At 58.7% G+C, this 1132-nt stretch carries 1 rRNA gene (only partly in view); it reads right to left on the minus strand.

The features are described from left to right. Positions 1–314 precede the first annotated feature (314 nt). A 16S ribosomal RNA gene (locus AC3WRT_RS20520) occupies positions 315–1132 on the minus strand (it continues 804 nt past the right edge of the window).

Genomic DNA, 1132 nt, shown 5'->3' on the forward strand with positions numbered 1-1132 from the left:
CCCGGCATCCGCCGCATGTTCGGTAGGGCCCACGACCAGAAGAAACCAGCCGGCACACACACCCCCCGACACCCACGCCGACAGCGCGGGCACCGGGGCCGGTGCGTGTCGTCCGATCCTTCAGGACCCAACAACGTGTCAGACACCGCACCCGCCATCCCCCACGTTCCACGGCCACCAGCCACCCGAAGGAGCTGAGGCCTGTACTTGTCGAAGACACCAGGACGGTGCCAAGTAATCGATGTTCCACCCTTGAGCACCCGCCGCCCCACACTCGGGGACAGACCGGGCTGCCATAAATGACTGCTCCTTAGAAAGGAGGTGATCCAGCCGCACCTTCCGGTACGGCTACCTTGTTACGACTTAGTCCCAATCGCCAGTCCCACCTTCGACGGCTCCCTCTGTAAACAGTTGGGCCACCGGCTTCGGGTGTTACCGACTTTCGTGACTTGACGGGCGGTGTGTACAAGGCCCGGGAACGTATTCACCGCAGCGTTGCTGATCTGCGATTACTAGCGACTCCGACTTCATGGGGTCGAGTTGCAGACCCCAATCCGAACTGAGACCGGTTTTTTGGGATTCGCTCCACCTCGCGGTATCGCAGCCCTTTGTACCGGCCATTGTAGCATGCGTGAAGCCCAAGACATAAGGGGCATGATGATTTGACGTCATCCCCACCTTCCTCCGAGTTGACCCCGGCAGTCTCCTATGAGTCCCCACCATCACGTGCTGGCAACATAGAACGAGGGTTGCGCTCGTTGCGGGACTTAACCCAACATCTCACGACACGAGCTGACGACAACCATGCACCACCTGTACACCAGTCCGAAGACGCACCCATCTCTGAGTGATTCCGGTGTATGTCAAGCCTTGGTAAGGTTCTTCGCGTTGCATCGAATTAATCCGCATGCTCCGCCGCTTGTGCGGGCCCCCGTCAATTCCTTTGAGTTTTAGCCTTGCGGCCGTACTCCCCAGGCGGGGAACTTAATGCGTTAGCTGCGGCACGGATCTCGTGGAATGAGACCCACACCTAGTTCCCAACGTTTACGGCATGGACTACCAGGGTATCTAATCCTGTTCGCTCCCCATGCTTTCGCTTCTCAGTGTCAGTAATGGCCCAGAGACCTGCCTT

It is taken from the genome of Terrabacter sp. FW104-15G4B (assembly GCF_058790095.1).